The organism is bacterium (genome assembly GCA_009926305.1).
GTDB lineage: Bacteria > Bdellovibrionota_C > UBA2361 > UBA2361 > RFPC01 > RFPC01.
The window spans coordinates 1-6,833 of record RFPC01000107.1; the positions used below are offsets into that span (position 1 = coordinate 1).

Genomic DNA, 6,833 nt, shown 5'->3' on the forward strand with positions numbered 1-6,833 from the left:
CCTCTGGTCTGGGGCTCTTACTGCTGATGAAACCTCATGCACTCTATTTTTGGAAGAAAGGATTGATATGAAGCAGACACCATTGATACCAGCACGAATTGTAATTCGTGATATCGAATTGCAAGTTTGTGATTACTTAAGTTTAACAGCTGGTGATGAAATCAGAATTCCCAATAAAAAGCAGATTCCTGTTTTGCTGGAAATTGGAGGAGTAGCGGTAGCTGAAGGGAGTCTAGATGTCGAAGAGGAAGGGTTATGTTTTCAAGTTCATTCGCCTACCACGGGAAACAAATTCAATTTATTTACGAATAGAATAAGAGACAATCTAAAACAAGGAGAGATTGAACATGACAACCAAGATTCATCCATCAATACAGAACTTTTTGACCAACAGCAGCTCGGGGATGGTGCGAATGCCACCCGAACCTCGGAGTAAGCTACGGCTTAATTTTCAATCTATCGTTTCGGGAATGTCGAATCTCGTCGGCAATGGAGCACGAGCAGCAATTTCTGGGACGATAGATCCAATGTACTCTTCCCTCATGAGTGAGCAAATTGCGATGCAACAGCAAATGCAGCTGGTATCACTCCATTCAAATATTGAAAAGTCGCGGCATGAGGCGAAGATGGCCGCAATTCGCAATGTACGAGCTGGATAAACAGCACTGAGCAAACGGAACGGTGGGAGAAGGTATGAAGCAGGTTATTTTGCCAGTAGGGCTTGTTGCAGTCATTGGCTGTATGCTTCTACCCCTTCCACCGTTTGCTGTTGATTGTCTGTTGGTCGCAAACCTTATCTTTTCTGTCCTCTTAGTAGGGTGTGCGTTACATCTTTCTACTCCGACGAAACTTTCATCGCTTCCAACGATATTGCTGTTGGCTACCCTCTATAGGTTAGCGCTCAATATCTCAACCACGAGGAGAATAATTGGCACTGGTGAAGCCGGCGATATGATTGAACTCTTCGGTCAACTGCTGATGCAAGGAGAGATGCTAGTTGGATTGGTAGTATTTCTCGTCATTACATTGGTTCAGTTTATTGTCATTGCGAAGGGCTCTGAGCGTGTTGCAGAGGTTTCAGCACGATTTACGCTCGATGCCCTTCCGGGCAAGCAGATGTCGATTGATGCAGACCTCCGTGCCGGATTGCTTGACCCAGAATCCGCAAAAAGAAAGCGGGAAGAGTTACAAATCGAGTCACGATTTTATGGTGCTCTTGATGGTGCTATGAAATTTGTTAAGGGAGATGCTATTGCAGGTATCGTTATCACAACGGTAAATATCATAGGAGGATTAGCAGTCGGTATTCTGGTAAAGAATCTTGATTTTCAGATTGCCCTTCAAAAGTATACCTTATTAACTCTCGGTGACGGACTCTTGTCACAGATTCCTGCCTTGCTCAACTCACTAGCTGCAGGATTAGTCGTAACACGGGTTACTCAAGAAAATGATGACTCCCTAGCGGTGGAGGTGCTTGATCAGCTCGGCAGTATTAAGCCGGCTCTGATTCTCTCAGGAACAGTCTCTCTCTTGCTTGCTCTTATCGGTGTGGCTTCTATTCCTTTTCTCCTCATGAGTGCGCTCTTTCTCTTCTTTGGATGTATGCCGAACAAGGCAGCATCTGATGCTCAGAGCAATGAGGATGAGTTGTTTACTCCAAAACTACCCCAGTTATTGAGTATTGAAGTCCCAGAAGACAGTGTTCTTCGCGGGGTTCCCCGGGCTGTTGTGCAGAGAGGTATCTCAACTTGTTTAAGAGAGCTCTATGACAGCTATGGCTTACTTTTACCTCCTCCAGACCTTAATCTTCAAAAAAGTCTAGACGGCGATTTCAGTTTTACGTTCAGAGGAGTAAAGGGCCGAACGGAGGAGTTTGACAATCAAGATACGGGCCTTTCAGAAGGAATAGCGCAAGAAGATTCAGCTGAGCAGTGTTTCAATCAACTCTGTGAACGGTTGAAATCATTTATCATCGAACGCCGTGCAGACTGCGTGGATGATATTTTTACACGTAGACTACTGGATCATCTAGAACATACTTCGCCTGAACTTGTGGCAAATTGTATACCGAACGTTATTTCGCTGACCCAACTGACAACGATTTTACGCTCTCTCGTTCTTGATGGAATTAGTATTCAGTCTATTGATCTGATACTGCAGGCTTTATCAGAGGCCGCTGCCGGTGGAGTTCATGAAAAAATGTTTCTCGAGGAGGTAAGAGTAGCGCTTAAGCGTGTTATTTCTGCGAAGTATTCCCTGGAGCGAACGATTACAGGATATCGAGTAGACCCTGTTATTGATTTAGCATTGAGTCAATGCGAGCGGTCTGGCCAACAGCTTGATCCTGCACTGGTCTTAACATTTGAAGAACAGATGCTGAAAACGTCTGAGACAGAAGGTGGAGCCTCGCATCTGATACTTGTTACTAGCCGAGCAGCCCGTCGGCTCTTACACGAATGTTTGCGAATTCGAGGTCATCGAATGATTACTGTTTTGGCCGAGGATGAAATTGTCGACGACGTAACATGGGTTGAGAAGGGGCAAATTCAACTCCCACAAGAATCGGCAGAGAGTGTAATTGAGAGACTAGCAGCATGACGGTAAGCAAAGCGTGTTGCCTATTCCTACTTTTCACCATAAGTTTAGGCAGGTGCGCTCACGTATCGACTCCACCTACCCTGCATGATCAGCAACATGCAGAGAATTTAATCGATCAAGGTGCCGCGTTTTTACGTTCTGGAGAACTTGAGCAGGCCAAGGCATCATTTCGACTTTCTCTAGAGTTGGTTCGTAGTGCAGCAGCACTTGACGGACTTGGTTGTGTTGCTTTTTTACGAGGAGAATTAGGAAATGCGCAGGCCTACTTTCTTAGAGCATATGAAATAGACCCAAATTATCAGGAAACTCTTTCAAATCTTGCGCTTTTATATAATTTTATAGGTGCAAGTGATGAAGCAGAGCGCTTATTTAAACGGGTTCTTCAGCATGATCCTACAATTATTCAGTCACGGAATAACTTTGGTGTTCTATTAAAAGAATCAGGTAACATTCATAAGGCGAGAGAGGAATTATATAAAGGATATGTATTCTCATTCTCGGAAGTTATGAGAGAGAATTTAAAGCGAGCAGGAGAGAACGTATGGCATCCATGAATGACTCAACGAAAAAGAAAAAAGATGATTCCGCCGATTTAAGCGATCGGAAGGTACTGAAACGTTCTCTTGATGATAGCGTACAACAGAAGAGTTTACAGAGTGAACTTGCAGAAATGACTGCTTACTGGGGAGAGGCGGTTCAACAGTTGAAGGGCGAGCAGTTTGCATCACTTGAGGACGCCATAAAGCGAGTAGTCGAACTTGCGGCCAATAAGATTGGTAATATTGCTGCTGACAGCGAAACTCGCCAGTTCATGTATGAAATGCTGATTTCAAGTGAAGAGGTTGTCGATATTCTCAGGACCTCGCTCGATATTCAGTCACCATAACGGAATCTCGCTCGTTAGGAATAGGCCGGGGTCCTATTTGAATTCCCCTTTTTCTCACGTAATCGCAAGAGTGCTTTAGAGGTCTCTTCATCAACGGGAATCGCACGTTCAGAGCAGAGCTCAATAATAATATTGTGGAATGTCTCAGCATCGCAGTTCAGGAACTGATTCGCTAACTGAATGGCGCGGGACAGAGCAAGGCGTCGCTTTGGAATTTCATGTTCTGCCGTTGCAAATTTCCTTGCTTGTCTCTTGATAGTGGCTAATTTATCGAGGGCAACAAGTATGAGGTAGGTGAGCGCTTCTGTATGATTATCTGCTTGTAGAATCACATCGGGAATATTTTCAACAACTGAGGCAGTGATAATTGCTTCGTCGATGCTTGAAACGGAATACGGCTTCACTAGGAATCCCTTCGCTCCTGCAGCTAACATCTGAAATACATCATCCACCGATGGCTCGGAAAGTAGAGTAAGTATGATCGTGTCTGGTTGAAGATCGGAAACAATACGGATGAAGTTATCAACCCGAATCGGTGAATTTAGTGGTTCAAATACTATGTGGGTATAGGGATGTTCTTCTATCTTCTCAAGTGCAGTAGTTGGCTCTCCGACTTCAGCTATCGAACCATACCCGAGTCCGAGAAGACACTGCTTAAGGGACTGGCGATTATATCGGTCTTGATCGACTAATAGAAATCGAGTCTGAGCTCGTTCACGAGAAGCAAATGAAGCGTTTTTAGCTGTCCATGATGGAGAAGTATTTAGCATCTGAGCTCACATAAGGATTCCTCTAGTTATCGTCGTGATTGCTCAATTGCTTAACTGCTTCCATGACGGAAGGTCTTTGATGTAGCAAACAGTACAAAAAAGTCTCTTCATGCAGGGACAAGAGGCTGTATCTATGAGCCCAGCATGTACGAATAATACGTAGTTGAAAGTTGTGATATTCGTCTTATTGATTATGAAAATTGTGCCGACCCTATAAAAAGAGGTGGTTGGAGAATGAAGGAAGAAGCTCAAAAAATACTTATCATCGATGATGATCCTGATAGTCGCGGTGTAATCGCTGATACGGTAGCTGATATGACACATGTCGTGAGCGAGTGTGAGAGCGCAGAGCAGGCGTTGACTCAAATAGCTGCAGAAGGGCCGCCTGACCTGATAGTGGTTGACTATATGATGCCGGGAATGAATGGTCTTGAGCTATGCGAACGAATCAGGAAGATGGAAGTGGGTCAGCTCGTTCCGATTATTATGGTTACTGCGCGAGATTCGCTCCAGGACCTTGTATCTGGACTAGAGCGCGGGGCTGATGACTACGTCACAAAACCGTTTCGATATGAAGAGCTTCGCGCTCGAGTAAGTGCTCTACTGCGTATTCGAGCGTTAAATGTCGCTTTGAAGCGTGCTCGAGATGAAGTCCTTGACCTACAAGAGCAACTGATTGATGCCGAGCGACAGTCTTTAGCTGGAGAGCTAGCCGGTGCAACAGCTCATGAGCTTGGACAACCATTATCAGCAATTTTACTCAATATTTTTCTTTTAGAATCCGTAGGTACGGAATCCTCGAAGGGAGAGCTTGCACTAAAAGCTTTGAAGCAAGATGCCCAAAGAATGAAGAGTCTGATTGAAAATCTTCGTGGTATTGATGCGTCTAAGGTCCAGGGATACTTCAAAGACAAAAGAATTCTTTCTTTTAGCAGTCGCTCCGATAATCCGCCTGATGAGTGATAGTGATTATGCAGCCATTTCGTCGACAAACTGCTGAGGAAGTTCTTTCTTGCCGGTAAACTCTAGGTAGTACCGCGCTAGTTTTTTTCTCAGCATAATTCGAGAGCGATGGAGCCGCGACTTAATTGCGGGAATTGAGAGTCCGAGGACTTCACTCGTTTCTTGATTCGAGAACCCATTCACGTCTCTCATCACGAAAACGGACCGATACTGTTCGGGAAGGCGATTAACTGCTGATAGCAGAACACCTTTCAGCTCCTCATTTTGGGTGAATTTTTCAATGTGATTCTCTTGAGAGAATTCGCCGTCTAGTACCTTTTGTCTTGTCATGGGTGCGAGGTCTTCCAGTAAGACTGTCGGCTTCTGCCTTCTTTTTCTAAGTTTCATAAAAGCAGCATTCACGACAATACGATACAGCCAACTCGAAAAGGCAGATTTTCCCTGGAACAACTCAATTTTACGGTGAAGAGTCATGAAAACATCCTGTAAGACCTCTTCAGCATCCTCTTCATTTTTTGTAAATCGCATAGCTAAATGGAAAACTTTCGTTTCATACTTCTCAACCAGTTGTTCGAAAGCTATTTTATTTCCCTTGCGAATCTTTTGAATCAGAAGAAGATCTTCTGATAATTGCTTCTTTGCCATAGTAAAACCTTTTTTCATGAGTCAATCAGACTCATAACCCCTTAATACGAAACCACTGAGTTTTCGGTTGCGCTTTCTTTTGATTCACGTGCTACCCAGAGATGTCTCTTTCGAGTGACGAGGATGTAAAAGTTTTGTAACAAACGCAGAGGAAAAACTCCTCTATGAGCTCCAGAGTATAGAAGGAAGCCAAAGAGCGAGCTGCGGTAGGCAATAGACGAGAATAATGGCGATAATCTGCAGAAGCACGAACGGGATTATGCCTCTATAGATATCAATCGTGCGGACCTGTTCAGGAGCAACTCCTCGTAAATAGAAAAGGGAGAATCCGAACGGTGGAGTCAGAAAAGATGTTTGGAGATTAATAGCTATAAGAATAGCCACCCAAATAGGAGGCATTCCAAGGTGCTCCGTAAGAATAGGAGATATGATCGGAATGAAAATGAAGCAAATCTCTAAAAAATCCAAAAAGAAACCAAGAACAAAGAAAAACACCATGATTGCCCAAAAAAGGATGAAATCATGCCCTTCAAGAGCGGAGAGCGACTCTATGAGGATGTCATCTCCATACATACCTCTAAAGACCACCCCGAAAACTTGAGCACCAAAGAGAAGGGTAAACACCATAGCAGTCAGGTGAGTGGTTCTTGCTGACACTTTTTTTATAAGTTCGAATGAAAGCTTTTTACGAAGGGTGGCAAGTGCAATGGCCCCGGCCGCTCCACAACCAGCAGCTTCTGTTGGAGAGGCGATTCCGAAAAGAATTGACCCTAAAACGAGGCTGATAAGCAGTAGAGGAGGGAGGAGAAGGTGAAGTACCGTTGTAACACGGATGGGCTCTCTCTCAGAGTGTCCTGTATCGCATACAAGTTCAGGTCTTTTCTTCAAGATAAAGCCGATATACAGAATGTAGAGGAGTATCAAGAGCATTCCTGGGACTGTCTCTTATACACATCTCCGAGCCCACGAGA

General features: G+C 44.3%; 9 protein-coding genes. 6 read left to right on the forward strand and 3 right to left on the reverse strand.

What is annotated here, in order from left to right; all coding sequences use genetic code 11:
- The 5 genes from EBR25_11955 to EBR25_11975 form a co-directional block, all read left to right on the forward strand.
- The coding region (locus EBR25_11955) for a hypothetical protein (protein NBW41698.1) at positions 1-436 on the forward strand (436 nt) is incomplete at its 5' end.
- A complete protein-coding gene (locus tag EBR25_11960; protein NBW41699.1) occupies positions 414-659 on the forward strand; it encodes a hypothetical protein in 246 nt (81 codons plus the stop codon). The genes EBR25_11955 and EBR25_11960, both read left to right, overlap by 23 nt.
- A 34-nt stretch (positions 660-693) precedes the next feature.
- Positions 694-2,598, forward strand: a complete 1,905-nt coding sequence (locus tag EBR25_11965) for a hypothetical protein (protein ID NBW41700.1) — start codon at positions 694-696, stop codon at positions 2,596-2,598.
- A complete protein-coding gene (locus EBR25_11970) occupies positions 2,595-3,152 on the forward strand; it encodes a hypothetical protein (GenBank protein NBW41701.1) in 558 nt (185 codons plus the stop codon). The genes EBR25_11965 and EBR25_11970 overlap by 4 nt, the downstream gene beginning before the upstream one ends.
- The gene (locus tag EBR25_11975; protein ID NBW41702.1) at positions 3,140-3,484 is read left to right on the forward strand and encodes a hypothetical protein; all 345 of its coding nucleotides are present in this window, start codon (positions 3,140-3,142) and stop codon (positions 3,482-3,484) included. Before EBR25_11970 ends, EBR25_11975 begins: the two co-directional genes overlap by 13 nt.
- A gap of 14 nt (positions 3,485-3,498) precedes the next feature.
- Here EBR25_11975 and EBR25_11980 read toward each other — a convergent pair whose 3' ends face one another.
- Complete coding sequence (locus EBR25_11980; GenBank protein NBW41703.1) at positions 3,499-4,254, reverse strand: response regulator; 756 nt, start codon at positions 4,252-4,254, stop codon at positions 3,499-3,501.
- A 234-nt stretch (positions 4,255-4,488) separates the two neighbouring features.
- Here EBR25_11980 and EBR25_11985 point away from each other — a divergent pair, with 234 nt between their 5' ends.
- Positions 4,489-5,217, forward strand: a complete 729-nt coding sequence (locus EBR25_11985) for a response regulator (protein NBW41704.1) — start codon at positions 4,489-4,491, stop codon at positions 5,215-5,217.
- A gap of 6 nt (positions 5,218-5,223) precedes the next feature.
- Here the strand turns inward: EBR25_11985 and EBR25_11990 are convergent, their stop codons facing one another.
- Complete coding sequence (locus tag EBR25_11990) at positions 5,224-5,880, reverse strand: sigma-70 family RNA polymerase sigma factor (protein NBW41705.1); 657 nt, start codon at positions 5,878-5,880, stop codon at positions 5,224-5,226.
- Between the two features lie 144 nt (positions 5,881-6,024).
- Positions 6,025-6,792 carry a TRAP transporter large permease subunit gene (locus EBR25_11995; GenBank protein NBW41706.1) on the reverse strand — a complete coding sequence of 256 codons (768 nt, stop codon included), beginning with the start codon at positions 6,790-6,792 and terminating at the stop codon, positions 6,025-6,027.
- Positions 6,793-6,833 lie beyond the last annotated feature (41 nt).

Bases quoted from the DNA above. Each gene is read 5' to 3' on its own strand.
- EBR25_11960 (NBW41699.1), top strand. From the start codon at position 414: ATGCCACCCGAACCTCGGAGTAAGCTACGGCTTAATTTTCAATCTATC.
- EBR25_11965 (NBW41700.1), top strand. From the start codon at position 694: ATGAAGCAGGTTATTTTGCCAGTAGGGCTTGTTGCAGTCATTGGCTGT.
- EBR25_11980 (NBW41703.1), bottom strand. From the start codon at position 4,254: ATGCTAAATACTTCTCCATCATGGACAGCTAAAAACGCTTCATTTGCT.
- EBR25_11985 (NBW41704.1), top strand. From the start codon at position 4,489: ATGAAGGAAGAAGCTCAAAAAATACTTATCATCGATGATGATCCTGAT.
- EBR25_11975 (NBW41702.1), top strand. From the start codon at position 3,140: ATGGCATCCATGAATGACTCAACGAAAAAGAAAAAAGATGATTCCGCC.
- EBR25_11990 (NBW41705.1), bottom strand. From the start codon at position 5,880: ATGAAAAAAGGTTTTACTATGGCAAAGAAGCAATTATCAGAAGATCTT.
- EBR25_11970 (NBW41701.1), top strand. From the start codon at position 2,595: ATGACGGTAAGCAAAGCGTGTTGCCTATTCCTACTTTTCACCATAAGT.
- EBR25_11995 (NBW41706.1), bottom strand. From the start codon at position 6,792: ATGCTCTTGATACTCCTCTACATTCTGTATATCGGCTTTATCTTGAAG.